Origin of the sequence: Planococcus antarcticus DSM 14505 (assembly GCF_001687565.2) — a bacterium.
GTDB classification, from domain to species: domain Bacteria; phylum Bacillota; class Bacilli; order Bacillales_A; family Planococcaceae; genus Planococcus; species Planococcus antarcticus.
Genome location: NZ_CP016534.2, coordinates 3,341,117 through 3,363,341 on the forward strand (window position 1 = coordinate 3,341,117; position 22,225 = coordinate 3,363,341).

26 protein-coding genes, 3 pseudogenes and 1 riboswitch are annotated in these 22,225 nt (G+C 44.5%); of the genes and pseudogenes, 12 read left to right on the forward strand and 17 right to left on the reverse strand.

From position 1 onward, the window contains the following. Positions 1 to 30: 30 nt before the first annotated feature. From BBH88_RS16380 to BBH88_RS16400, 5 genes are all read right to left on the reverse strand, one after another. On the reverse strand, positions 31 to 885 hold the full coding sequence (locus BBH88_RS16380) for an STAS domain-containing protein (protein ID WP_006831117.1): 855 nt from the start codon (positions 883 to 885) through the stop codon (positions 31 to 33). Between the two features lie 137 nt (positions 886 to 1,022). Beyond that, on the reverse strand, positions 1,023 to 1,142 hold the full coding sequence (locus tag BBH88_RS20050) for a hypothetical protein (protein ID WP_169823204.1): 120 nt from the start codon (positions 1,140 to 1,142) through the stop codon (positions 1,023 to 1,025). A 77-nt stretch (positions 1,143 to 1,219) separates the two neighbouring features. Then, complete coding sequence (rpsN, locus tag BBH88_RS16390) at positions 1,220 to 1,489, reverse strand: 30S ribosomal protein S14 (protein WP_006831115.1); 270 nt, start codon at positions 1,487 to 1,489, stop codon at positions 1,220 to 1,222. Positions 1,490 to 1,537: 48 nt separating this feature from the next. Then, positions 1,538 to 1,687: a 50S ribosomal protein L33 gene (rpmG, locus tag BBH88_RS16395; protein WP_006831114.1), complete on the reverse strand. Its 150-nt coding sequence runs from the start codon at positions 1,685 to 1,687 to the stop codon at positions 1,538 to 1,540. Between the two features lie 12 nt (positions 1,688 to 1,699). Then, positions 1,700 to 2,818, reverse strand: a complete 1,119-nt coding sequence (locus tag BBH88_RS16400; protein ID WP_006831113.1) for a GTP-binding protein — start codon at positions 2,816 to 2,818, stop codon at positions 1,700 to 1,702. A 293-nt stretch (positions 2,819 to 3,111) separates the two neighbouring features. Here BBH88_RS16400 and BBH88_RS16405 point away from each other — a divergent pair, with 293 nt between their 5' ends. Together BBH88_RS16405 and BBH88_RS16415 are read left to right on the forward strand one after the other, a co-directional pair. After that, the gene (locus BBH88_RS16405) at positions 3,112 to 3,933 is read left to right on the forward strand and encodes a YsnF/AvaK domain-containing protein (RefSeq protein ID WP_065536480.1); all 822 of its coding nucleotides are present in this window, start codon (positions 3,112 to 3,114) and stop codon (positions 3,931 to 3,933) included. A gap of 143 nt (positions 3,934 to 4,076) precedes the next feature. Then, entirely contained in the window at positions 4,077 to 4,895 is an 819-nt protein-coding gene (locus BBH88_RS16415) for a YsnF/AvaK domain-containing protein (protein WP_006831110.1), read from the forward strand. Positions 4,896 to 4,938: 43 nt separating this feature from the next. Here the strand turns inward: BBH88_RS16415 and BBH88_RS16420 are convergent, their stop codons facing one another. After that, positions 4,939 to 5,565, reverse strand: coding sequence for a Yip1 family protein (locus tag BBH88_RS16420; protein WP_006831109.1), 627 nt, complete (start codon positions 5,563 to 5,565; stop codon positions 4,939 to 4,941). A 219-nt stretch (positions 5,566 to 5,784) separates the two neighbouring features. On the opposite strand from BBH88_RS16420, the gene moaC reads away from it, so the two are divergent. Next, positions 5,785 to 6,273, forward strand: a complete 489-nt coding sequence (gene moaC / locus BBH88_RS16425; protein ID WP_006831108.1) for a cyclic pyranopterin monophosphate synthase MoaC — start codon at positions 5,785 to 5,787, stop codon at positions 6,271 to 6,273. 193 nt (positions 6,274 to 6,466) lie between these two features. Here the strand turns inward: moaC and BBH88_RS16430 are convergent, their stop codons facing one another. From BBH88_RS16430 to modA, 5 genes are all read right to left on the reverse strand, one after another. Further along, the gene (locus BBH88_RS16430; RefSeq protein WP_065536479.1) at positions 6,467 to 6,982 is read right to left on the reverse strand and encodes a MogA/MoaB family molybdenum cofactor biosynthesis protein; all 516 of its coding nucleotides are present in this window, start codon (positions 6,980 to 6,982) and stop codon (positions 6,467 to 6,469) included. 18 nt (positions 6,983 to 7,000) lie between these two features. Then, on the reverse strand, positions 7,001 to 8,020 hold the full coding sequence (locus BBH88_RS16435; RefSeq protein ID WP_006831106.1) for a ThiF family adenylyltransferase: 1,020 nt from the start codon (positions 8,018 to 8,020) through the stop codon (positions 7,001 to 7,003). Positions 8,021 to 8,110: 90 nt separating this feature from the next. After that, the gene (locus BBH88_RS16440) at positions 8,111 to 8,749 is read right to left on the reverse strand and encodes an ATP-binding cassette domain-containing protein (RefSeq protein WP_006831105.1); all 639 of its coding nucleotides are present in this window, start codon (positions 8,747 to 8,749) and stop codon (positions 8,111 to 8,113) included. A gap of 4 nt (positions 8,750 to 8,753) precedes the next feature. Then, a complete protein-coding gene (modB, locus tag BBH88_RS16445; RefSeq protein WP_040852838.1) occupies positions 8,754 to 9,437 on the reverse strand; it encodes a molybdate ABC transporter permease subunit in 684 nt (227 codons plus the stop codon). After that, entirely contained in the window at positions 9,434 to 10,204 is a 771-nt protein-coding gene (gene modA, locus BBH88_RS16450; RefSeq protein ID WP_006831103.1) for a molybdate ABC transporter substrate-binding protein, read from the reverse strand. The genes modB and modA overlap by 4 nt, the downstream gene beginning before the upstream one ends. Positions 10,205 to 10,373: 169 nt before the next feature. Next, positions 10,374 to 10,484: riboswitch (SAM riboswitch) on the forward strand. A gap of 75 nt (positions 10,485 to 10,559) precedes the next feature. Between modA and BBH88_RS16455 the strand changes: the two are divergent. The 3 genes and pseudogenes from BBH88_RS16455 (at position 10,560) to BBH88_RS16465 (ending at position 13,281) form a co-directional block, all read left to right on the forward strand. Beyond that, positions 10,560 to 11,226 (forward strand): annotated as a pseudogene (locus tag BBH88_RS16455) (sulfite oxidase-like oxidoreductase). Between the two features lie 141 nt (positions 11,227 to 11,367). Further along, positions 11,368 to 12,306, forward strand: coding sequence for a Gfo/Idh/MocA family protein (locus tag BBH88_RS16460; protein WP_006831100.1), 939 nt, complete (start codon positions 11,368 to 11,370; stop codon positions 12,304 to 12,306). A gap of 300 nt (positions 12,307 to 12,606) precedes the next feature. Further along, complete coding sequence (locus tag BBH88_RS16465; protein WP_006831099.1) at positions 12,607 to 13,281, forward strand: HAD family hydrolase; 675 nt, start codon at positions 12,607 to 12,609, stop codon at positions 13,279 to 13,281. 45 nt (positions 13,282 to 13,326) lie between these two features. Here the strand turns inward: BBH88_RS16465 and BBH88_RS16470 are convergent. Continuing rightward, positions 13,327 to 14,385: pseudogene (locus BBH88_RS16470) on the reverse strand (LLM class flavin-dependent oxidoreductase). Between the two features lie 132 nt (positions 14,386 to 14,517). Further along, on the reverse strand, positions 14,518 to 15,243 hold the full coding sequence (locus BBH88_RS16475; RefSeq protein ID WP_065536478.1) for a class I SAM-dependent methyltransferase: 726 nt from the start codon (positions 15,241 to 15,243) through the stop codon (positions 14,518 to 14,520). Between the two features lie 174 nt (positions 15,244 to 15,417). Between BBH88_RS16475 and BBH88_RS16480 the strand changes: the two genes are divergently transcribed. The 3 genes from BBH88_RS16480 to BBH88_RS16490 are packed head-to-tail and all read left to right on the forward strand — an operon-like array spanning position 15,418 to position 17,582. Further along, positions 15,418 to 15,945, forward strand: coding sequence for a hypothetical protein (locus BBH88_RS16480; protein WP_065536477.1), 528 nt, complete (start codon positions 15,418 to 15,420; stop codon positions 15,943 to 15,945). Between the two features lie 60 nt (positions 15,946 to 16,005). Further along, positions 16,006 to 16,518 (forward strand): transposase, encoded by a 513-nt coding sequence (locus BBH88_RS19510; protein WP_065536476.1) that lies wholly within the window; start codon positions 16,006 to 16,008, stop codon positions 16,516 to 16,518. Beyond that, positions 16,515 to 17,582 carry an IS3 family transposase gene (locus BBH88_RS16490; RefSeq protein WP_065536475.1) on the forward strand — a complete coding sequence of 356 codons (1,068 nt, stop codon included), beginning with the start codon at positions 16,515 to 16,517 and terminating at the stop codon, positions 17,580 to 17,582. Before BBH88_RS19510 ends, BBH88_RS16490 begins: the two co-directional genes overlap by 4 nt. Positions 17,583 to 18,256: 674 nt before the next feature. Here the strand turns inward: BBH88_RS16490 and BBH88_RS16495 are convergent. Both BBH88_RS16495 and BBH88_RS16500 read right to left on the reverse strand, forming a co-directional pair. Continuing rightward, a complete protein-coding gene (locus tag BBH88_RS16495; protein WP_065536474.1) occupies positions 18,257 to 18,661 on the reverse strand; it encodes an RDD family protein in 405 nt (134 codons plus the stop codon). Positions 18,662 to 18,666: 5 nt separating this feature from the next. Continuing rightward, positions 18,667 to 19,056: a DUF4181 domain-containing protein gene (locus BBH88_RS16500; protein ID WP_065536473.1), complete on the reverse strand. Its 390-nt coding sequence runs from the start codon at positions 19,054 to 19,056 to the stop codon at positions 18,667 to 18,669. A gap of 122 nt (positions 19,057 to 19,178) precedes the next feature. On the opposite strand from BBH88_RS16500, the gene BBH88_RS16505 reads away from it, so the two are divergent. Together BBH88_RS16505 and BBH88_RS16510 are read left to right on the forward strand one after the other, a co-directional pair. Next, a complete protein-coding gene (locus BBH88_RS16505; protein ID WP_065536472.1) occupies positions 19,179 to 19,523 on the forward strand; it encodes a hypothetical protein in 345 nt (114 codons plus the stop codon). Positions 19,524 to 19,600: 77 nt separating this feature from the next. Beyond that, complete coding sequence (locus BBH88_RS16510) at positions 19,601 to 20,200, forward strand: hypothetical protein (RefSeq protein ID WP_065536471.1); 600 nt, start codon at positions 19,601 to 19,603, stop codon at positions 20,198 to 20,200. 40 nt (positions 20,201 to 20,240) lie between these two features. Here BBH88_RS16510 and BBH88_RS16515 read toward each other — a convergent pair. After that, a pseudogene (locus BBH88_RS16515) lies at positions 20,241 to 20,975 on the reverse strand (glucose 1-dehydrogenase). A gap of 157 nt (positions 20,976 to 21,132) precedes the next feature. Between BBH88_RS16515 and BBH88_RS16520 the strand changes: the two are divergent. After that, entirely contained in the window at positions 21,133 to 21,717 is a 585-nt protein-coding gene (locus BBH88_RS16520) for a TetR/AcrR family transcriptional regulator (protein WP_065536470.1), read from the forward strand. Positions 21,718 to 21,813: 96 nt separating this feature from the next. Here the strand turns inward: BBH88_RS16520 and BBH88_RS16525 are convergent, their stop codons facing one another. Further along, a complete protein-coding gene (locus tag BBH88_RS16525; RefSeq protein WP_065536469.1) occupies positions 21,814 to 22,188 on the reverse strand; it encodes a DUF4181 domain-containing protein in 375 nt (124 codons plus the stop codon). Between the last annotated feature and the right edge of the window lie 37 nt (positions 22,189 to 22,225).

Consider the following 22,225-nt stretch of genomic DNA (forward strand, 5'->3'; position numbering starts at 1 on the left):
ATCACAAAAAAACGTTGAAGCCCTCGGGCTTCAACGTTTTTTAAATTCGTTATCTTTCATCTGTTCCAAAACCCGCTTTAAGCTGCCGCCAATTTCTAGGTCTTTTAAATCGACGCCAATTTCAGCCAACGTTCTGGCGATTTCGGGTCGGATGCCAGTCAGAATGGACCGTACCCCAACTAGCTTCAGCGACTGGACAATTTTGATAATTTGTTCCGCCACCATCGAGTCTACCCGTACCACTCCCGACAGATCTACAATGAGCATCTTGATTTTCAGCTGATTGGCGGATAGCAGTGTCTTCTCCAGAATATAGCGGGCACGGTCAATTTCAATACTGCCTACTAACGGCAAAATGGCAATCTGATCACTGACAGGGACGACCGGTGCTGACAGTTCAAGAAATTCCTTTCTTGCCGATTTCAATTTCCGCTGATACGAACCCGTGTAAGTATTTGTATACGAATATACTGCATGATCCAGCAATGAATGGAAAAACTCCATGACATTAAAAAGAAGCGGAAGGTCCATTTTTTTATGAATCGCTTCTGTCTTAATGATTTTTCCGATGTGTTTGCGGTAAAGCGAGGTTTCCGCCATAGCATCATCCAATGCCATATTGTTTTCAAAAAAGAAGTTCCCTGTCGCTTCTCCCCAAGCTGCGATACCTGCAAGCACTTTTTCCTCGTCACAGCTATTGATGATGGATTCTCCAAGCAATTCCACAAAATCGGCTCTGGCTGCTTTGACGACCTCCACTAATTCCTTATGCTCTAGCAATTGCTCAAGGGGAGTGTGTTTGACCGCTTCTTCATGAATTAACTGAGCAACTAATGCCTTATCTGCTATCACCCGTTCACCCAGCAATCGATTGTATTTTTCCATCAGAACCTCCAAAGGCAAAGATATTTTTTTATGCCTTTATTATAGCCTTTGAACCGAGGATTGTAATGGGTTTATTTACCGTTTTTCCGCAAAAAAATACATCCGCCTCAAAGACGGATGTACGGTGCAGTTCTGTATTAGTTTCCAATGACGCAATTTCTGCTACTAGCCTTAGCTTTGTAGAGAAAACCATGAGCAAGCGACAACAAACTTTCCACATTATCTCCAGATTCATAAGCCGCAACACCACTGCTCACCGTGATGGGAATGTGCTGCTAGTCGACAGTTTCCATTCTTTTAAATTTTTTAGAAAGAAAAGACATGAAAGATCGCTCTACCAACTGGCCTTTTTAACACCGGGAATCTGGCCTTTATGCGCCAAATCCCTAAAAACGATCCGCGACATGCCGAACTTGCGCATAAAGCCGCGTGGTCTCCCTGTCACACCGCAGCGATTATTTAAACGGACTGGAGATGAATCTTTCGGCAAATTTGCCAATGCCTGAAAGTCACCTTTTTCTTTCAGTTCCTGACGCAGTTCTGCATATCGTTCAACCATTGCCTGCTGCTTTTTATGACGTGCAACTTTTGATTTTTTAGCCATTCTTCTACCTCCTAAAAGTAATTATTACGATTTATATTTCACAAAAAATTATTTCGTCTCACGGTGAATCGTGACCTTCTTGAGACGTGGACTGTATTTTTTCAATTCAATGCGTTCCGGGTTTGTCCGCTTATTTTTCGTTGTGTTGTAATTTCGGTCCCCGGTTTCTGTGCATGCTAATGTTATATTGACTCTCATCGTTTTTCCTCCTCAAGAAAGTAATTGAAATCCTGGCAGTGGATCATGGAATGTTGTCCAATCCTGTGTCTCTTCTTCATCTGTCAGCAAACACTGATCCAGCTCTTTGACTATACCTGCTTGGTCCATGTCAATGCCAATCATCACCAACTCGGTCATTTTAACGCCATTTTCCAGATCCCATTGGCCTGCATGCTCAATGCCAAGCGATGGCCCGGCCTGTGACAATAAAACCGCCGCTTCAGTTCTTGTTGCAAGCCACAAAAAGCCTTTGGCACGAACAACTTCCACTGGCCATTCCAATATCCATTCCATCAGCCGTTCTGGATGGAACGGTTTTTTGCTCCGGTAGACAAATGAAGCAATGCCATATTCATCGGATTCGGGAATATGCTCTTCGTTCAGTTCCTTGATCCAGCCGGCGCTTTGGCTCGATTTATCAAAATCGAATAAGCCCGTGTTTACTACTTTGTCCAAAGCCACTTTCGAGTTCATGGTTTCAATGATCTGCGCATCCGGATTTAGTGATGCAAGCAACCCCTTTAGTCGGTTTCGTTCCTGCGGCGTCACCAAATCCATTTTGTTTACTAGAATGACATTGGCAAACTCGATTTGATCGATCAGTAAGTCCGAAATTTCCCGAACGTCTTCTGCTGTCGCCTCTTGGCTTCTTTCCAGCAGCGACTCTCCAGATGCAAAATCCTTCCAAAAAGCATAACCATCCACTACGGTAACTAACGTATCCAAGCGGCAAATTTTTGTCAAATCGATTCCTATCGCTTCGTCCTGATATGTGAAAGTTTGCGCCACTGGCAACGGTTCGCTGATGCCGGATGATTCGATCACGATGCAGTCGATATCTCCAAGTTTCACCAGCTTCTCAACCTCCACCATGAGATCCTCCCTCAAGGTACAGCAGATGCAGCCATTCTGCATTTGGACCAGTTTTTCCTCTGTCTGAGAAAAGCCTCCTTGTTGGACCAAGGCTGCATCTATGTTCACTTCGCTCATGTCATTGACAATAACTGCCACTTTCAGGTTTTCCCGGTTGTGAAGCAAATGATTGAGCAAAGTTGTTTTGCCAGCTCCCAGATACCCGCTCAGCACCGTAACCGGAACAAGTTCTTCCATAATGGCACAGCCTCCTTTCTATTTCCCTTAAATAGTAATGATTACGTTTTAAATTGTACAAAAAAAAGAGCAGTAAAGCAAGCCTTTATTTTTCATCGGATATTTGTCGCTGTACTTTCGCATTCATCCAAGGTAACCCCTCTGCTCCTTCTAGTCGCTCTGCTTGGCGCTTGAAGAAAAATATAATTTTCCTATTCCGCAGAAATTACGAGGGGTTTATTCTGAAAAACTACGGGGTAGATTATCATTACCTTACTTTACAGGTGATTGATCACTATTAGGAGGAATTGACAATGACAAACAAAGAAACAACTTTAATTCAAGCATACGACGTACAAGCGGAAGTTTTGCATAAAATCAGTGAACTGAAAGCACAAGGCTATAAAGAAGAGGATATGTATGTAATTGCCAAGCATGATGATCAGCTGTCCATGGTCCAGGGCCAGACGGATGTTCATTTAAATACACAGGAAGACGAGGATATAATGGGCAAATTCAAATCTTTTATTTCTGGAGAGGATTCCACACGAGACGCTTTCACTCAAATGGGATTGGGAACCAGCGAAGCAGATGAGTATTACCGCCAAGTAGAAAACGGCAAACTCGTGCTTTATGTAAACAGCGACTACGGTTCATCGTATAAGCCATACGATGGCACTCAAACAAGAGCCGGAGCGGCAAGTAAGACGACTCCCGGCAGCCACGACGAAGAAGAACATCTTCGCCTTCATGAAGAGCGCCTGAGCGTCGACAAAGAACGCGTACAGACTGGTGAAGTGAATGTAGGCAAGCATGTAGTCGAAGAGCAGCAGACCATCGAAGTACCGGTCGAACGCGAAGAGGTCTACTTAGAACGCCGGCAGGTAAACGAAGAAGTCACCTCCGGAACAGGTGGATTGACGGATAAAGGCGTTTACGATGATGGAGAAACCATCCACATCCCTGTTTCCGAAGAACGGGTCGAAGTCAGCAAGAAAGACGTCGTCAGTGAAGAAATTATTGTCGGCAAACGCAAAGTGCAGGACACGGAAGTGGTCAATGAAACCGTACGCCGCGAAGAAGCGGATATTGACGAACAGGTCAAATCGAAAAAAGATGAGCGCAACTCATTTTAATGAGCAGCAAAAGGCGCATCCGGTCGAGTTGATCTGGATGCGCCTTTTACGTCCTGATGTCATGAGGTTTATCCCGCATGCAACTATGGGTAAAAGAGCTTTAACAAAGTTAATTGGTGCAAGTGACACAGGAGGAATAGAGCATGGAGAAAAAAGGGAATAAACTCATCGGTCTTTTTGACGCGCAGGCGCAAGTACTGATCAAAGTGGGTGAATTAAAAGCAGCAGGATACGAAGAAGAAGAGCTGTATCTAGTATCCAATCATGACGAACAGATCCACTTGCTGATCGATCACACCGCGGTTCATGTCGACACACAGGACCGCGATAATTTCAAAGGCAAAGTCATTGCCTTTTTAGCTGGCGAAGACATCACAAAAGATGCCTTTAACCGGATGGGACTACACACGGAAGAAACAGACCATTATTTCCGGCAGGTCGAGAACGGCAAGCTCCTCCTTTACACAAACAGTGAACCTGCATCTGCACCTCAACCGGAAGCAGCTTTGCGACCCGACCGAGAAAGCGATCTTCCTACTGCCGGCTCCGATACCGAAGAGCAGCATCTCGCACTCCACGAGGAACAGCTAAGCATCGACAAGGAAAAAGTCCAGACAGGTAAAATTCAGGTCCAGAAGCAGCTGGTGGAAGAAGATAGAGAAATTCAAGTACCAGTGGAACGTGAAGAAATTGTCATCGACCGACGCCCCCTTTCTGCGGAAATGGACACCGAAAAAGATGAGCAGGTGCTGACACCAAAACAAGCTTACGAAAAAGGCGATGCCATCTACATTCCGCTCTCCGAAGAGCGCCTGGATATCGGCAAAAAGAAAGTGATCCGTGAAGAAATTGTCATCGGCAAACGCAAAGTCAAAGACGTTCAAGTCATCAATGAAACCGTTCGGCGGGAAGTAGCGGATGTTGAAGAGACAGGAGATGTCAAGAAAGTGGAGAAACCATAAAAAACAAGGCAACCATTAGGGTTGCCTTGTTTTTTTGAACAACTTATACACTTGCAATCATAACTGCAGCAATAATGGCCACGATGATTACAATAAACACCGTTGCAGGAATAACGATGATAAAAAAACCTTTCCAGGCGGAAATTCTATGCGCTTCCCCAACAGCTTTGCATTGAACGATGAACGTCCAAATAGACACAATCCCTAAAATAAGGATGAAAAGTAGCGATAGCAGATCGCCGTCTTCAAATGGCATCTCACCTGACTGTAGAAAATAAGTTTCTGGAAATAGCAGCATCCAAAACACTAGCATGGGAAAAAGCCAAATTTGCGGAATTTGCCCCGTTAATACTGCACGAAACATTTCGGTATACGTGGCTTCACCTTTAAATAACCGGCCAACCAACAGGTAAATACCGGAACCAATAGCCGTACTCACTACAGCTCCAATCGGTCCACCTAACAGAGCCAGCAAAAAGATTCCCCCTACAGGAAGAAACTGCTCTGAATCTAGACTGCTAAGAAGACCTCCCACAAAGCCTGACAAAACAATTAATAAGAAGGTAAAACTAGACGCTTTCTCTTCAATGACGTATCGAACGCTAGCGCGTGGACGCGTCCAGATTGCGGTAAATGGATTTAAATTTTCTTGATACTCTGTAGTTTTCAATTGATCTCCACCTTTTTCTTATGCTATTTCTATTCAAACACACTGGAATAATATTGTAAATAATAGAAATTATACCCACTCGTCAAATTAAGATAAATTCCTCGATTTTGAGAGCGTAAAATAAGGTCACTGATGCTTGATTGAATGGTCACATGAACAATCATGTCTTCCATCAGTCATGCTATACTGAAAATATTCACTACTGAAAGGATGATTCCGTTGTCAGAACTGACTCATTTCAATGCTCAAGGCCGCGCAAAAATGGTCGACGTCTCCGATAAGAAAGACAGCGTCCGCACAGCCCGTGCCACTACTTCTGTTCTGCTGAACAAAGCGATTTACCAACAGATCAAAGAAGGCACCAATAAAAAAGGTGATGTCTTTGCCGTCGCTCAGGTGGCCGGCATTATGGCCGCCAAAAACACCGCACAGATTATTCCAATGTGCCATCCCTTGGCTCTTAGTGGTGTCGATATTGAATTTCAGTGGAACGTCGATGAAGATGTTAATCATTTTGAAGTCTTGCTGACAGCCGAAGTCAAAACGAAGGGGCCCACAGGTGTTGAGATGGAAGCTCTAACGGCCGCTTCAGCTGCTGCTTTGACGATCTACGATATGTGCAAAGCCGCCGGTAAGGAAATGATCATCGGTCCGACGATGCTACTCCAGAAAACCGGCGGGAAATCAGGTGATTACGCACGCGACTGACGGTCCACTCCAGATAATTTTCATCAACAACAGTACCGAGATGATCGACGGAAAATCCGCCGATCTGCTGAGCCATGACGGCAACTTCACCGCTTAATCAACTGTACCTAAAAAGCCTATGGACCTGTCATGAACTGACGGTTCCATAGGCTTTTACTTTTTACTGGTTGGTGAATCTTTTTTCAGCAACTTACTAAAAACCTGGCTGGTGGTGTTTGTTCAATTCAGAGTAAATGTGCTGGATTTCCGGGAGGATCAGCCGTTCCATCGCAAGTTTCACAGCTCCCCTGGATCCCGGTAGAACGAAGATGGCTTTGTCATTGACAACACCTGCTGCTGCGCGGCTTAGAAGCGCTTTCGTGCCGATGTCTTCGGAAAAGCTAACGTAACGAAAGAGTTCACCAAACCCATCAATTTCCTTTTCAAAAAACGGCTTGACGGCTTCCAAGGTGACATCGCGTTTGGCAATTCCCGTTCCGCCAGTAGTAATAACTACATCAATTCGATCCTTCTCAAGCCAGTCGGACACGATAACGCGAATGGCCGCAATATCATCTTCCACTACGTCATACTCCACTATTTCCAGCCCTTCATTCCGGGCGAGCCGCTGTACAAGCTGGCCTCCGGTATCCGTCTCTTTTGTCCGCGTATCGCTGACAGTCAATACCGCCATGCGCACTTGATGATCCGTTTGGAACGATTCCGACATGCAAATTCCCCCTCCTGTTTACCCGAATACTTGATGGTATAATTTTCGGCCTGCCGCCACGTTGCGAACACCATGAATCAGCAAACGGCCATTTCCGAACAGCACCATGCGGTGATGGAAGACTTTCAATTCGACGAAATAAGGCGTTCGTTTTACCCCTGCTTCAAGTCGGTTACCAATTTTTTCAGCATCATCTAAAGTGATAGGCCGGTTCGGATCAGGCAGAATCTGAACCGCATCACGGCCGCATAAAACCGCATAGGAACTCACACCTGTTTCGGTAAGCGATGGGAACACTGCGTCTTCTCCGCACGTTTTACATTGTGGATCTTTGATGCGCGAAACGCCGATATCCAGCTGGCTATTATCCCACAAATTGAAATGATGGATCTTTTTCCGCATCGCTTCTCGGTTTCCGCTCAGCCATTTCAGCGCTTCTGTGCATTGAAGCGCTGCCGTCACCTGGACCGCTGGTGAAATGATGCCGACCGTATCACATGTTTCATTGATTGCTGGAAGGACGGGCAAAAGACAGCGAAAACACGAGCTTTCGCTTGGAACGAATGGAAACACGACACCTGAACTGCCCACACAAGCTCCATAAATCCATGGCACACCAAATTTTACAGACGCGTCGTTAATCAACAAACGAGTTTCAAAATTATCCGTAGCATCTAAAATCAACTCACTAACTGCCGCGAGTTTTTCCATCCCTGCTGCATCCAAATGCTCTAAATACGTGAATAATCTTAAATCACTGCGGATGGCTTTTAGCCGTTGCTCTGCCGCCGCCACTTTTGGCATCATTTGACGTGCATCTTCTTCCGTGAATAATTGCTGACGTTGCAAATTTGATCTTTCCACGTAATCACGATCGACCAGATGGATGGTTCCAATACCGGCACGCGTCAATGTTTCAGCAATCGCCGACCCTAAAGCCCCACATCCAACGATGGTGACTGTCGCTAAAGATAGTTTTTGCTGACCCGTTTGGCCAAGCGGTTTAAATAAGACTTGTCTTGAATAGCGTTCATCCACTTTGCTTCCTACTTTCTAGCCGTTTGATTGCTCAAACAGTTTCTTCGTTATTGTCACTTTACCATGATTTACCTAAAACTTCAGTTGTCCTCAACCCACGGTCTTCTCTGTCATTTGTCCCTTTTCAATCCGCATAATGCGATCTGCCAGCTTCTCAGCATCCGCAATCCGGTGTGTCACAAAGATCATCGGAATTTGCCATTGTTGGTGGATCCGCAACAGTTCCTCCTGACAGTGGTCACGGTTGGCGTCATCCAAGGCTGAAAAGGGTTCATCAAGCAACAGGATATCCGGCTGGGCAGCTAAAGAACGTGTTAATGCGACACGTTGCTTTTCACCACCTGAAATCTGATGGGGGTATTTGGCCAACAGACTGGTGATACCTAGAATTTTTGTCAGTTCCGTAATATGTAAGATATCCGTTCCCCGAGGCACTGCGTACAAAATATTTTGTTCTACAGTCAAATGCGGGAACAACGCATAATCCTGAAACAAATAGCCGACTTTCCTCTTTTGAATCTTAAGCGGCTTTTGTCCGCTTTTAAAAAAATCTGTGCCATTCAATGAAATCTGCCCGGCATCTGGATGAACAATTCCCGCCAGGCAATTCAGCAGTGTTGTCTTACCGGAACCGGAAGAGCCAACCAGTGCCAGGATTTCTCGGTCTAGCTCGAATACCATTTTTAAACTAAAATGGTCTAACTGTTTTTGAAAGTCCACTAAAAGCATTTGCTCACTCCCTTCCGATACGCATGGCGGTCTTTCTGCGCCAGTAATTGACCCATGTGATGGCGGCTACCCCAAGTGAGGAAATAATCAGCACCCAAAACAAGGATTTTTCCATATCTCCTGCTTCATAAGCAAAGTAAATCGCCAGCGGCACCGTTTCCGTCACACCTGGTATATAACCTGCGATCATTAGTGTCGCACCGAATTCGCCGATTCCCCGTGCAAATGCCAGGATCAATCCGGCAAGTATGCCCGACCAGGCCAGCGGAAATGTGATGGTCCGAAAAATGCGCCATTCAGATACCCCCATCGTCCGTGCAACATTTTCCCAGCGCGGATCTACTTTTTCAAAAGCAGCGAGGACACTTTGATACATCAGCGGCAAAGACACCACAAAAGAGGCAATTGCTGCACCAATCCAAGTAAAAACCACTCGAAATCCGAACCATTGCTCAAGCAAAATGCCCAGTGGACCGTTGACACCGAACAACACAATCAAGCCGAAGCCAATGACTGTCGGCGGTAGAACTAAAGGCAAAAGAATCAAAGCTTCAACAAGGCTTTTGCCGAAAAATTCGCGCCGGCTCATGAATCGCGCCAGCGCAAGGCTGACCAAAAACACAAATAATGTGGAAATAGCTGCTACTCGCAGTGATAACCAAAGTGGCGACAAATCATACGCCATCATGGTGTTTCTCCATCTGCCGGTAAAAAGCCATATTGCTCAAGAATAGCCTGCCCTTTTGGACCGGTGACAAAATCCAGAAAAACGGATGCTGCCTGTTGATTTCCAGAAGCTGTTACGATGGCTCCTGGATAAATAATAGAATCCATTTTCCACGGCACTTCAAGTATCCCTACTATTTCCCGGGAAATAACAGCATCAGAAGAATAAATAATGCCAAGATCAGCATTCCCACTTTCAACATACGTCACGACTTGACGGGCATCTTTGGCATAAACAAGCCTGCCTTCAAGCGGTTTCCATAGCTTCTGGCTTTCAAATTCTTGCTTTGTATAAGCTCCAAGTGGCACGCTGTCCGGCTCTCCCACCGCAATAGTTTCTTCTGTATTCAATAAAACAGTCGCAAAATTTGTAGTTTCTGGAAATTCTTTACCTGAAGCAAGAACAAGACGATTTCCAGCAAATGGCCTGACACTTTCCGACTCAACCAATTGCTGCTTTTCGAGCAATTCCATATCTTTTTCACTAGCCGATAAAAACAGGTCTGTCGGTGCGCCTTGTTCAATCTGGCTTCTCAGCTTGCTGGATGAGCCGTAATTAAAGCTCAGTTCAATATCCGGTTCCACCTTGTGAAACTCCTGTTCCATCCTTTTCATCACTTCGGTCAGGCTGGAGGCTGTCGAAACAAGCAGTTCATCATCGTTTGCTGACGTATTGCCGCAGCCGCTCATCAACATAGCTATACTTAGAAGACACATCATTTTTTTCATTTAAAGGACCCCTTATTCTTCTAAAATCGAGCTCGCCCATTCCGGCAAATCCTCTACGTACTTCCAGTATAACGCCAGCTGGAGAGAAGCTGAATAATTTTCCGAATAATCTTGTAAGAAACCGTTCGTTTAGATAAAATAAGTCACACAAAAAATTAAATACTGTACATCCTTATCAAGAGAGGCAAAGGGTATGGCCCGACAACGCCCGGCGACCGCCAGTTCACTAGCTGGAATGGTCCCAAATCCAACAGAACCGAGTTGTTCTGAGAGATGAGCAAGAGAATTTTACCAGCAGACAACCACTCTTCTCCTTTTTAGCGGAAGAGTTTTATTTAGTTAAAGGAGTGATCGCATGAAGTTGAGCAAAGCCGAAAGGATCAAACGAACACGAGTGCCTGTAGTGGATCCCTCATTGGCCGAACGCCTGCCTCCGGGACAAGTCTTGACGGAGCGCCTTCCAGTCCTGCATGAAGGCGAAGTACCGGAATACGATATGGCCACTTGGACTTTGAAAATTTTTGGACAAGTCGACAAGGAAATCACGCTGCATTGTGATGATCTGTTGAAATTGCCGCAAACGACTGTGACCCGCGACATCCATTGTGTGACGCGCTGGTCCCGATTTGACAATACGTTTACAGGCGTCCGCTTTGTCGACTTGTTAAAAGACCTGGGCGTAATGCCTAAAAGCAGCTATGTCATGCTTCACGACGACTATGATTACACTACTAATGTTGCCCTCTCCGACCTCGACCGGGAAGACGTACTAGCTTGCCCATTCACTTGATAGTGAGCCACTCACCGCCAAACACGTCTATCCACTGCGCTTCATGGTCCCCCACCTGTATTTCTGAAAAAGTGTCAAGTGGGTCCGCGGCATCGAATTCATCGGTGAAAACCAGCCCGGTTTCTGAGAACAAAACGGCTTTCATATGAATGCTGATCCGTTTCAGGAAGAGCGCTTCTCGGGTGAAGACCTCGAAATTCCAGAGGATGAATGGGAGAAAAAAGATTTTTGATTGACTCTTTTAAAACACCTCCCGAGTTGGAAGGTGTTTTTGAATTGCACAGAAGAAAAGACTAATTTCTCTCTTTTTTAAAATCTAGGTTAGAATAGAGGTTAAGAAAACTATAATCACTTTTCTTTAGGAGGAATTGGAATGAGATTTGGCATTATCGGAACAAATTGGATTACTGATCGGTTTATAAAAGCGGCCAAAGAACATCCTGAATTCACGATTGGCGCAGTTTATTCCCGTACGATGGAGAACGCTAGCGCATTTGCGACTAAGTACGAAGTCCAAAATGTCTATACCGATATGAAAGCTATGTTCAAAAGCGGCCATATCGATGCGGTTTATATCGCATCTCCCAATGCCTTCCATGCCCAGCAAAGCATACTGGCCATGGAACATGGCATTCATGTTCTGTGCGAAAAGCCTGCCGTTACGTCCGTTGAGGAAATGGACCAGGTCATTGGAGCTTCGCAGACTCATAAAGCAACTTATATGGAAGCAATGAAATCGACGGTTGTTCCGTCTTTCTTGAATTTGAAAAAGAATATGGATAAAATCGGGCCGATCCGCCGTTTTGTCTTTCATTATAATCAATATTCTTCACGCTATGATAATTATAAGAATGGTGTCATTGAAAATGCCTTTAAACCTGAGCTCGGCAATGGTGCTAAAATGGATTTAGGCGTTTACTGCATTGCACCCATCATCCATTTGGCAGGCACCCCCGAATCAGCCATGAAGAATAACTTTTTATTGTCGACAGGTGCCGATGGACAAGGCAGCATGATTTTGAATTATGCCGGAATAGAAGCAGTCATTATGTACTCGAAGATTTCGGATTCGTTTATGCCAAGTGAAATTCAAGGTGAGAACGGGATTATTGAAATCGACCGCATCAGCGACCCTAAACTTATCACGATTAAATACAGAGGTGGCGAGACAGAAGATTTGTCTGTCGTACACGAATTCGATTCGATGTATTACGAGCTAGCCGAATTTATCGACTGCGTGAAAAATGGACAGCTCGAATCAGCAATCAATACACACGCCATTTCACGTGAAGTGACAAAGTTGCTGACGTGAATGAGTGAAAATGAGCCCTATTCTGTAATTGATATTCTGCAAAACAACTGCGCTTTCGGGCCCGCACGACGCGGGTCATGCAGCTGGCGTGACAGGGCGTCGCTCTTCCAGCTACCAGGGTCTCGCTATCCCGCGGGAGTCTCCGTTATTTTGCTTTATATCATTGAATCACTATAGAATTGTGAATACTGTATTTCAGGTATTTTTTAACGACAATGTGTTCACGGGCTTTGCGACAAGACTACGTAGGATTAATTTCACAGTTAAGCTTATTCATTTAAGCAGCAAAGGACGTGCCTTATGATAAACGGAATTATATTTGATTTTGACGGATTGATTTTTGATACAGAAACGCACCAATATCACATTCTCCAAGAAATGTTCGGTCAGTATGACAGCGAGCTGCCACTCGCGCTGTGGCAAAATGAAGTCGGTACAGATGGTGGTTTTTCACCATTTCATTATATGGAGCAGCAAATTGGCAAGCCGGTTGAACATGAGTTGCTCAATAAACAATATAAAGAAAAGTTTCTTTCGGTTTTGTCGCAGGAAAAACCACGCGATGGCGTAGTTGAGTATTTGCAGATGGCACAGGAGCTGGATTTGAAAGTTGGCTTGGCATCGAGTTCTAGTTATCGCTGGGTTTCAGGTCATTTGAAAAATCTAGAACTGTTTGATCATTTCCATTGCATCCGAACTTCAGACCATGTCGAAAAAGTGAAGCCCGATCCCGCATTGTATCTTCAAGCGGCTAAGTGTTTGGATTTGTCTCCTGAAGCATGTCTTGTTTTTGAAGATTCTGCTCATGGCGCAACGGCGGCTAAGCGAGCCGGTATGAGTTGTGTGGTTGTGCCGAACAAGATAACGAGTACAATGGAGTTCGGGAATGTTGAGCACCGGTTAGATTCGATGGCGGATGTGCCTTTGAAGGATCTTCTGGATTTTGTATCTGCTTTAAAAGTAAATCAGCAATAACCGAAAAAGATGATTCTGGTTAAATGCCAGGACCATCTTTTTTGGTTATTTTTTCACCGTATACTTCCTAATTTCTGGCAGAATTTCTGTACCGATTAAGTCGATATTGCGCTTTAAGCGGTCGATAGGTACGCCACCAAAATCCATTTGGGCGATATAGCGTTGATGTCCATATAATTCGTGTTGATAAAGAATTTTTTCAATGATTTGCTGGGGACTGCCGATGTTCATAACGCTGTCCATTTCAGCACCGTGCATAAAAGCATTTTGTGGATAACCTCGACCATTGGTTTTCTGCATTCCTTTGTCCTCATGTGGATCAACTTCTTCCATTGCTTGTTGTGTCGTTTCAGCAACATTGAAAAATCCAGCCATCGCCACTGGTAACTCCAAAGGGGTAAAGCCACTTTCCTCGGCTGCTTCGCGGTAGACATCAATGGTGTGCTTAAAGGTTTCTACAGGACCTCCAAGTGTCGCGAGCATCATTGGTACGCCGGCATGACCTGCTTTGATGGCACTTGCTGGATGACCACCAACCGCGCGCCAAATCGGAAGCGATCCCGCCTGCGGACGTGGAATGACTCGTGCGTCCCGCAGCGGTGCACGGAATCGGCCGCTCCAGTCCACTGTTTCCTGTCTGTTAATTTGCAGCAACAACTCAAATTTCTCTTCATACAATTCCTCATCATAACGGATATCGTAGCCGAGCAATTCGAACAAACCGACACGCGATGCTCGCCCGGCGATGATTTCTGCACAGCCATTCGAAATCAAATCGATGGTAGCAAAATCTTCGAAAACACGCACCGGATCTGACGTGCTGATGATGGTAGAAGAGCTGGAAATCTTAATGTTTTGTGTCGCCTACGCAATCGCTGCCAGCACGACTGTATGCGCCTGGGTCGTGAAATATTCCTGATGACTCTCCCCAACGCTGAAACAATCGAGTCCCGCCTGATCTGCCAACTGCGCGAGGCCGATGATTTCTTGAATTCGCTCTCCTGCCGAAATCCGTTGTCCTGTAAGTGGATCTGGGAGATGATCCCCCAATGTATAAATGCCAAACTCCATCCCTTTGTCCGGGTTGATGCGGTATTGTTCCATGTCCATTATCATCCCTTCCTATTGTTCACTACTTCACAGCATAGTCCGAAGAATGAGGCACCAAAACTAATATACCAAGCCAACAAAAAAGAGCAATTTCCAAAACAATCCTGGAACCGCTCCCTTCTTCTTTTAATTCAGCTGCGTCGCGGCAATGCCAAAATAAGTTCCCGGCTCTTTCGAAAACGCCACTCGTTCAAAATGAGCCTGGAATCCCGCTTCTGCGAGCAGTCCCTCCCATTCCGGCATGGAAAACAAACCGGCTTTATCGCTGTCATGCTCATGGGTAATCCGTCCATCTCTGTCGCGCATGACGTAGGCATATTCCGTCTCCGTCACCCCATCTTCCGGATCGCTGTCATAGCTCCATTCCAAATAACGCATGCCTCGTCCGTTCTTGTCAATCCCTCCGTGGCTTGTCCGCGGTTCAAAGGTTTCCTTATACTGATCCGGCATAATGAACAGCAGGCCTTCCGGTTTCAAATGCTTTTTCGCATTGTTCATGACCGCCAGCAAATCAGCTTTATCGGTGAAGTAGGAAATCGCATCGTGGATGAACACCAAGTCAAACTCGGTTCCAACATCAATCTTCCGCATATCTCCTTGCATGTGTAGACAATCTGGATTCAACTCACGGCTGACTTTCAGCATGTCCAGCGACAAATCTGTCAAGGTCATCGAAAAATGCTTTTTCAAGTAAAAAGCGTTGCTGCCGCCTCCAGAACCGAATTCTAGCGCTGTCTTGATAGCGGGATGATAGTGCTCGATAATTTTCAAGAAAAGATAGGCCTCTTCCTCGTATTCCGTATGCGGCGACATCAACGGCCACCATTCCGCCAGTTCCTTGTACAGCTTCATGTCGATCACCCTTCCGATTTTTCTTTCATTATATAGCGGTAGAGAACAAAGTGTGGAAGAAAATGATTTATATTCATTACGAATAAACATAGACTAATCAACCCAGGACTATTAAACTACAGTAGACCCAACGTACGATTTAACCTAGGTCTATCCGAATGATGGAGGCAGAACATGAAGGAAATTCTTTTATGGATTATCGGGGTTGCCGCAACAATCCTTACTGTCTATCTTGTGACCGCATACCATACCACTCCAGAGGGTGCATTCGAAGAGTTGCGGCAATCAACAGATGCCACACTTATTCCGATGGTGGATGAAGAGCAAGTAATCCTAATAGATGAAAACGGGGCGCTTTCCGTTGCACTCATGATTACCGAGCGCCGCTTCTTGTTTAACATATTTTACACAGACTTCGAAGTTTTTCCTACCAACCTGAATGTGTTTGATGTAAATCTAAACCATACAATTGCATTTCTAAACGCATCTGAGAATTGGGAGTATACTTATGGTCTCGTTAAAAATGAAGAGGTGAAATACTTAGCAGGTTCAGGGTATCCAGAACTTGAAGACGTGTTAGCAGTTTATCCATTGACAGACTATATTTCTAACGACGATGTCGAAGATGTCATTGTCTGGTTTTTCCCTCAAGAGTTAGAAAAGGACACAATAGCCTCCAATCTTAATTTCCCCCTGTGTTAGGCTGGTTGTCGTACGAAACTCTCCTGTTATACTTTAATTATTAGATGGAGGTTGTGCGACATGACGAGTGAAAATAGAACGCGTTATACGAAAGAACAGAAGGACGCTATCTTGAAACGGATGATGCCCCCTCAAAACGAATCCGTTAAAAGCATCACGGAAGATCTCGGAATTTCCAAACAAACACTTTATAAATGGCGAAAACAAGCACGCAGTGCCGGACAAGCGACACCGGGAAATGACCAAGCATCCGAACGCTGGAACAGTGAAGATAAGTTTCTGGTGGTGCTGGAAACCTACGCAATGACGCAAACGGAACTCGCGGAATACTGCCGGAAAAAGGGATTGTACAAAGAACAGATTGATGCTTGGCGCATCAGTTGTCTAGGGGCCAACACTGGTGAAATCAACCAGACCAAACGGCTTTCTCAGGAACTGAAGGAAGAAAAACGGCGGACAGCTGAAGTGGAAAAAGATCTGCGAAAAAAAGAGAAGGCGCTGGCTGAAGCTGCGGCGTTATTGCTTCTGCGAAAAAAGGCCCGAGCGATTTGGGGGGATCCAGAGGACGAATGATCCGCCCGCCAGATCGCCGACGTGCGGTTGAACTCATCCAAGAAGCGAACCGCAACGGGGCCCGCTTGGCCCGTGCCTGTCAGGAATTGAATATCAATGTCCGCACGTATGAACGGTGGGTCTCCGGTGGCGAAGTGAAAGAAGATCAACGCCCCCACGCCGAGCGACCTGTGCCTCAAAATAAACTGAGTGAAGAAGAGCGACAAGAAGTGCTGCAAATCGTTAAGAAAGAAGAATTTGTGGACTTGCCTCCTTCCCAGATTGTGCCGAAGCTCGCCGATCGGTCCATCTACATCGCCTCTGAATCGACGATGTACCGTATCTTGCGCCAAGAACAGATGCAACAGCACCGCGGTCAAAGCAAACGCCCGAAAGCGAAGTTGCCGGAGAGCTATTTGGCGACGGATCCGAACCAGGTCTGGACGTGGGATATCACGTGGCTGAAAGGTCCGGTGAAAGGGCTTTACTATCGACTCTATTTGATCATTGACCTGTTTAGTCGAAAGATTGTCGGCTGGGAAGTCTGGGAAATGGAAGATGCCAATCATGCGGCCGATCTGATCAGAAAAACCGTCGTCAGCGAAAAAATACACGGAGCGCCACTGGTACTGCATTCCGATAACGGCAGCCCGATGAAAGCCGCGACGTTCCAGACGTTGCTTGAGAAACTGGGGATTCAAAGTTCATACTCCAGACCGCGCGTCAGTAACGACAATCCGTATTCGGAAGCCATTTTTCGGACACTTAAATACCGGCCAGAGTTTCCGGTTGACGGATTTGCCTCTCTTGAAGAGGCACGGGAATGGACCACTCGGTTCGTCCACTGGCATACGCATGAGCATCAGCACAGCAGTATTAACTTTGTGACGCCAGAACAGCGTCACACGGGTGTTCACGTGGAAGTACTGAAAAATCGGCATGAAGTTTACATACAAGCGAAACAAAATCGGCCGGAACGGTGGGCAAGAACGACAAGAAATTGGCAACCGCATGAATCCGTCGCATTGAATCCGATGAAAGAGAAGGCGCGGACGGATCAGTTGCTTCAACGGCAGAAGGAATAAATAGCAGTTTTCGAAAACAGAGAGATGCGACAACTATATTGACAAACACCGATTTTCTGGATGGAAACGAAGAATTAGTTGAGGAAATTAAAAATGATGTTACAACGGAAGAATTTTTTATTGAATAAACAGCTGCGACTAGATTGTTACTACTTGAAAAGAGGAAACTGTCTTGAATATGGATTGGCATATACTTTTTGGCATTTTTTGTGTAGCAATTATTTTCGTAGTGATCAAATCTTTTTTTGAGAAAGGAAAACGGTTCTCAGTTATTATGATTTTTGAAGTGCTCCTGTTAACGGGACTTTTTCAATTAGCAAATTGGTTCTTTTAATAAAACAGAATTGACCTTTGTTAATAAAGGATACGAGGTAACTTTATCAAATTATTAACGCTGCAAAAGCACTTCAGCTTATGGCTCTTTTGGTTTTATGTTAGCCTTTTTCCAAATCGGTATTGGTTGGTTTATTGACTTCTTTTTCATCGGTATCTTTTTCATCATTTTAAAAAACGACAATGAAAAAACAAAAAAGATCAACATCGGATTTGGATTACTCATACTCGCCTATTCGTTCTATGCACTATACAGTCAGTCCAATCTTTTCTAAGAAAACTGGAACCGTAAACTGTTATAAACAAAAAATGACTTTCCATTATGTTGGAAAGTCGAATAATTAGAACTTATTATTTTTCACTTCTTTCACCACTGTATGCGAATACAAATCGTGCGGGAATTTCTCGCCTTCGTAGGCGTCATACTGGGCACGATCTTTCAAATACACGAAGGGGCTGACAATATTACGGTGCACAACGCGTTTCAGAATCTGTTCGGGGGGCAGCTCACCACCGTCTTCTTTCTGTACCTCGATGCTCATCATTTTCTGTCCAATTGTCTGGCCGTTGAGCCGTAGCTGGGCATATTCCAAGCCCCAGAAAATTACGGTCGGCGACACCAACGGATAAACAAAACAGCTTTTCACTTTCCCTTTTAACAAGGGCTCTACCGCAAACGATACCGATGTAGAAATCGCGTTATCAATCAATATGGCCTTCATTCGTTTTTTCGTTAATTCAGTCATACTGTTCATCCTTCCATCATAATGAATAACCCAAATACTAATAAAGTCAGTACAGTTTCGGACCATTCATACCAATACCGCTCTTTGTCTCGGTGCAAGATCCACTCCTCAAGTCCTGTGAAGAATTTTTGGGAAACAAACAGCCCAGCGATTGGACTCAACTGTGTAGCGAGCGAAAGCTCCGAGATATCTAGTTCTACAAATATGTACATTAATGCGTAAACAAACCCTACAAGAATGATTCCTTGCAGAATGATTCCATACCGATTTTTATCTTCGTGAAAAATGCTTTTTGAAGTTCTTTTTATTCCACGATGTTTCTTTAAATAGAAATTCGTGAAAAGAAAATAAAAGACTAAAAGAAAAATTAAGCCGCTAAATGTTACCATCTTCATAGGCAAGAACTCCTTTGACTGATAAAGTTCTACAAAAGAGAGGTATTCACCTTCTTCGGTCGATATTAATTCTTTTCAACTACAAGTAACAATATGAAGACCTACGATTGGAGGCACTTCCATTGAACACTGATACAGATTCACTTATCACTTTTCTCATTGCGTTTGGTGTACCAGTCGCAATGATGACGTGGGCTTATTTCAAAATGAACGCGGCTGATCAACAATCCGTAAAGTCCGATTTTGCATCACCAAAATTTCTGCTAAGTATGGGCTCTTTTGCTTTAGGGGCTTTTCTCATCGAATTCAGTGACACCTTTTCTGTTCCCATGATAAAAACAATTGGTCTTGTTTTACTGATTGTAGGCGGAATTGGTTCAAGCATCGTTACGTGGAAATCTAGCAAAGTCAGAAGCCTACTAATTCTCGCTTTGTTTCCCCTTATGGTTTTTTTCCATGTCAGCTAATCCACTTGTTCGTTTGCCTACATCTTTTTTAGGGAACAACTAGCTTAATAGCTGACGCTACAGAAGGAGTGTTGACCGTGATTTTTTTGATTGTCTGGCTATTATTAATCAGCTATGCTGTGTTTCTCGCACCTGGCGGCGAAACGGACCCGATCTTGTCGAGCATCTTCAGTGGTGACCTTGGTGCCATCGATCCACTCGTACTCGCTGTGTTTAATTCGCTTGGCTTGTTCCCGTTAATGTTTGTAACGGTACTGTTGCTCAATGACCGGCAAAAATGGCCGGCGTGGCCGTTTGCGCTGCTGTCTTTTGGAGTCGGTGCTTTTTCACTTCTTCCTTATTTTGCGTTTGGCAGTCGCCAAGCAGATAGAGGAATCCGAACGCCTGCTTGGCTTGTCCGCTTTCTCAGCTCACGCTTTTGGCTAATTGTTTTAATGCTATTCTGGGTCATCAATGCACTAACTTTATTGCAAGGATTTTCGCTCGCTGCTTACCAAGAAGCATTCTTCGCATCAGGTCTTGTGTCAGTTATGACCGTCGACTGGTTCGTCCTATGGGGCTTATCTGTCTATACCGTTTACCGCTTTTATCCAGATGCCAAGCTCAAGTCACTCGCTTGGATTCCGATTCTTGGACCCTTACTCGTGTTGTTTATGAATAAAAATTCAAAACACTAAAAAACCGTTACGCTGAAATCAGCGTAACGGTTTTTTTGTTTTACTGAGCTGTTAATCCACCATCAACGACATACTCTGAACCTATAGAGTAGCTAGCATCGTCAGAAGCTAAGAACAAGACCATGTTAGAAACTTCTTCAGATTGTGCAACGCGTTTCATCGGAATTGTTTTCGAGAATGCTTCAACAGCTGCTTTCGTATCTTCTTGAACAACCATTGGAGTTGCGATAACGCCTGGGTGTACAGAGTTTACACGGATGCCATAGTTTGCGCATTCAAGTGCTGCTGCTTTCGTCATGCCGCGAACTGCGAATTTTGTATCTGTGTAACCGATTGCTCCACCTACCAAACCGTTCATAGACGAAATACTGACGATTGAACCGCCGCCAGCTTTTTGCATAGCTGGAATCACTGTCTTCATTCCAAGGAATACGGATACTTGGTTAATGTCCACAATGCGGCGATATTCTTCTTCAGTTGTTTGTAAAATTGATTTCGCCATCGTGATGCCGGCGTTGTTGACCAATACATCTACTTGACCGAATGCTTTTTCAGTTTCTGTTACAACTTTTTCCCAATCTTCAGCGTTCGTTACATTTTATTTAACGAATACTGCATTGTCTCCAAGTTCTTTTGCTACAGCTTCGCCTTTTTCTACGTTTAAGTCCGTGATGACCACTTTCGCGCCTTCTTCGATGAATTTCTTCGCATGTGATGCACCCATTCCTTGTGCCGCACCCGTAATAATTGCTACTTTGCTTTCTAAACGTGCCATTTTCTATTCCTTCTATGATTTTACTGGAAATCGATTTATATTTAAACTACACTTGTAAGTTAACAGACAAATATCTTGTTTGTCCAATAAAAAGATTCCATGTCATACTTAATTCATAAACTTGTCCATTTTCTAGACACAAGGGGAGGAAAATAAAGTGAACAGCATAGAAGATCGCCGCATCGTGCGGACACACAAAAAGCTAAAAACGGCGCTATTAAAGCTATTGGAAGTAAAAAGCTTGCACGAATTGACCATTACGGAAGTCGCGAAACAGGCAGGTTGTAACCGCGTCACGTTCTACTCTCATTACAAAGATCTGAACGAGTTGCTTGCGGCCATCGTCGACGATCATTTGAGTGGTCTCGCGAGTTATTTCCGGAAAAGCTTTCAAGACCTGAAACGCTTTTCTTCGACAGATGTCCAGCGCCACTTGCCAATTTTCGAATATATTTATCAAAACCAGTTTATCTTTCAACTGATTATTAAAGGAGAAGTACTTCCCGGTTCACAAAACCAGTTTTGCGAAAGCCTCGTTCAGATAGCCGCCACCGAGCTACAGCTAGAAGAAAAAAGCGATTTGGAAATCCCAACGCTCAATTACTTCATGACTTACGGCAGCCTGGGTTTTTTCCTGTATTGGATCAAACATGATTTCGAAGATTCCCCCGAAATCATGGCTGGTGAACTGGCTAAACTTCATGGCAAAATTTATGACGGTTCAGTAGTATTGGATAAGTAGACCTAATGAAAAAAGCATTCCCTTAGCGGAATGCTTTTATCAGAATGCTGTCCCTGGCAAGGTGAAGGATAAAGCGAGATATCTTTTCTATCTCTTTTACAAATTTGCAAGCGCCCATTGCGCAACCTCTACTAATCCAAGTAGCGACAAGACAAAAACAATAGTTAAAGCTAAGCTGATAACAGATCGTTGTGTATTCCTAACCTGACTCCATTCGAAAACAGTTTGGAGCAGTGCCACTATACCGAAAAACAATAAGACGTTTATGTAATTAATAGCTAACCCGTTTACCGACAAAATCATAATTACAATCAAACCCGTGACAATGGTCCACCCTATCCATCGTTCGATTTTCTTCACTGGTTTTGTAGCTGTTGCTCGGTTCACTCCATACTTTGTTTCTATTCGCTTGAGCAATAAGCCAAGTAGCAACATAATAGCGATAAATCCAATTAAAACCAACGCCTCCATTTCACTCTACCTCTCCAAAAATCAGGCTGCAGGAAAG

Excerpts from the sequence above, each read along its gene's own strand:
- BBH88_RS16380 (WP_006831117.1), bottom strand. The coding sequence starts at position 885 with ATGGAAAAATACAATCGATTGCTGGGTGAACGGGTGATAGCAGATAAG.
- rpsN (WP_006831115.1), bottom strand. The coding sequence starts at position 1,489 with ATGGCTAAAAAATCAAAAGTTGCACGTCATAAAAAGCAGCAGGCAATG.
- rpmG (WP_006831114.1), bottom strand. The coding sequence starts at position 1,687 with ATGAGAGTCAATATAACATTAGCATGCACAGAAACCGGGGACCGAAAT.
- BBH88_RS16400 (WP_006831113.1), bottom strand. The coding sequence starts at position 2,818 with ATGGAAGAACTTGTTCCGGTTACGGTGCTGAGCGGGTATCTGGGAGCT.
- BBH88_RS16405 (WP_065536480.1), top strand. The coding sequence starts at position 3,112 with ATGACAAACAAAGAAACAACTTTAATTCAAGCATACGACGTACAAGCG.
- BBH88_RS16415 (WP_006831110.1), top strand. The coding sequence starts at position 4,077 with ATGGAGAAAAAAGGGAATAAACTCATCGGTCTTTTTGACGCGCAGGCG.
- BBH88_RS16430 (WP_065536479.1), bottom strand. The coding sequence starts at position 6,982 with ATGTCGGAATCGTTCCAAACGGATCATCAAGTGCGCATGGCGGTATTG.
- BBH88_RS16440 (WP_006831105.1), bottom strand. The coding sequence starts at position 8,749 with ATGCTTTTAGTGGACTTTCAAAAACAGTTAGACCATTTTAGTTTAAAA.
- modB (WP_040852838.1), bottom strand. The coding sequence starts at position 9,437 with ATGATGGCGTATGATTTGTCGCCACTTTGGTTATCACTGCGAGTAGCA.
- modA (WP_006831103.1), bottom strand. The coding sequence starts at position 10,204 with ATGAAAAAAATGATGTGTCTTCTAAGTATAGCTATGTTGATGAGCGGC.
- BBH88_RS16460 (WP_006831100.1), top strand. The coding sequence starts at position 11,368 with ATGAGATTTGGCATTATCGGAACAAATTGGATTACTGATCGGTTTATA.
- BBH88_RS16465 (WP_006831099.1), top strand. The coding sequence starts at position 12,607 with ATGATAAACGGAATTATATTTGATTTTGACGGATTGATTTTTGATACA.
- BBH88_RS16475 (WP_065536478.1), bottom strand. The coding sequence starts at position 15,243 with ATGAAGCTGTACAAGGAACTGGCGGAATGGTGGCCGTTGATGTCGCCG.
- BBH88_RS16480 (WP_065536477.1), top strand. The coding sequence starts at position 15,418 with ATGAAGGAAATTCTTTTATGGATTATCGGGGTTGCCGCAACAATCCTT.
- BBH88_RS19510 (WP_065536476.1), top strand. The coding sequence starts at position 16,006 with ATGACGAGTGAAAATAGAACGCGTTATACGAAAGAACAGAAGGACGCT.
- BBH88_RS16490 (WP_065536475.1), top strand. The coding sequence starts at position 16,515 with ATGATCCGCCCGCCAGATCGCCGACGTGCGGTTGAACTCATCCAAGAA.
- BBH88_RS16495 (WP_065536474.1), bottom strand. The coding sequence starts at position 18,661 with ATGACTGAATTAACGAAAAAACGAATGAAGGCCATATTGATTGATAAC.
- BBH88_RS16500 (WP_065536473.1), bottom strand. The coding sequence starts at position 19,056 with ATGAAGATGGTAACATTTAGCGGCTTAATTTTTCTTTTAGTCTTTTAT.
- BBH88_RS16525 (WP_065536469.1), bottom strand. The coding sequence starts at position 22,188 with ATGGAGGCGTTGGTTTTAATTGGATTTATCGCTATTATGTTGCTACTT.